Origin of the sequence: Saccharothrix lopnurensis (assembly GCF_042658445.1) — a bacterium.
Lineage (GTDB): Bacteria > Actinomycetota > Actinomycetes > Mycobacteriales > Pseudonocardiaceae > Actinosynnema > Actinosynnema lopnurensis.
In genome coordinates, this window is the sequence record NZ_JBHSQO010000099.1 from 1 (window position 1) to 1,451 (window position 1,451).

Consider the following 1,451-nt stretch of genomic DNA (forward strand, 5'->3'; position numbering starts at 1 on the left):
TCCCTATGTGGTTGTCAAGCCGCAGCCGGGGCGGGAGTTTTCTCGGGATGCCGGTAGTGGGTCTTGTTTCGGAGCATGGCGAACAGGACGTCGCAGCGTCGTCGGGCCAGGCAGATCAGGGCGGCGTTGTGTTTCTTGCCCTCGTCGCGTTTGCGCTGGTAGTAGGCCCTGCTGGTCGGGTCGGAGAGGGCTGCGAAGGCGGCGAGGAAGAACGCCCGTTTCAGTTTGCGGTTGCCGGTGCGTGCCGGGTGCTCGCCCTTGATGCTGGAGCCGGAGCGGCGGGTGACCGGGGCGATGCCGGCATAGGCGGCGAGGTGCGCCGAGCCGGCGAAGCCGGAGGCGTCGCCGACTTCGAGCAGGACGCGGGCGGCGGTCCTGACCCCGATGCCGGGCATCGAGATCAGGACCTCGGCGAGAGGGTGCGCATCAAGCATCCCCTCGACCTCGTCCGCAATGGCCTTTCGTTGATGCAGCACGGTCTTGAGGCTGTCGGCAAGCCTGGGCAGGACCGTGTCGGCGGCGGTGGTGCCCGGGACGGTCACGGTCTGCTCGTCCAGGGCTGTCCAGATCTGCTCGACCAGCCTGGCACCCATGCGGGGCGCGTGCGCGGCGACGATCGCGGCGACTTTGCGTCGTCCGGCCTTGCGGATGCCGGCCGGCCCGCCGCAGCGGGACAGGATCTCCAGCACCGCCGGGTGCGCGATCCGTGGCCCGAGGACGCGTTCGAGGGCGGGGTGGATGCCGGTGAGCAGGCCGCGGATGCGGTTGGAGACGCGGGTGGCCTCGGCGGCCAGGTCGTCGTCGAAGCCGACCAGGACGCCGAGTTCGGCCAGGGTGTCGTCGCCGGTGTCGACGGCGCGCAGAGTGTGGGGCAGGGTGCGGGCGGCGTCGGCGATGGCGTGGGCGTCGCGGGCGTCGGTCTTGGCGTTGCCGGGGTAGAGGTCGGCGATGCGGCGCATGGCCAGGCCGGGCAGGTAGGCGACCTGGTGCCCGAGGGCGCGGGCGACCGCGACCGGCAGGGCGCCGATGGTGGCGGGTTGGTCGACCACGACCAGCACCGTCCCGTATCGGGCGAGTTTGTCGAACACCGCCCGCAGTCTGGGCTCGGTGTTGGGCAGCGGGGCGTCGTGGAGTCGTTTCCCGGTGGCGTCCAGGGCGACGGCGTGGTGTTCGCCCTTGCCCACGTCCAGGCCGAGGAACACCTGGTAGCCGCTGGTCATACTGGGTGTCTTCCGTCTCGTGCGGTGTGATCGCGGGTCGGGCACCGTCGGCCGGCAGCCACGTTACGACGAGACCTGCCCGAAGGCGGCCGTGTCCCTATCAGCGGTCCGGCGATGCCACCGGGTCCGGTGACACCACCCCCCGGATCATGCGTTCGACTGGGGGCGTAAGTCATGCCGGACCCGGCGACCACAGCTCCTTGATCAGGAACCACGAAGAAGGTAACGGGG

General features: G+C 70.5%; 1 protein-coding gene. It reads right to left on the reverse strand.

Annotated elements, in window-relative coordinates:
- Positions 1-14 precede the first annotated feature (14 nt).
- Positions 15-1,220 carry an IS110 family RNA-guided transposase gene (locus ACFP3R_RS37495; protein ID WP_380643792.1) on the reverse strand — a complete coding sequence of 402 codons (1,206 nt, stop codon included), beginning with the start codon at positions 1,218-1,220 and terminating at the stop codon, positions 15-17.
- Positions 1,221-1,451: the final 231 nt, after the last annotated feature.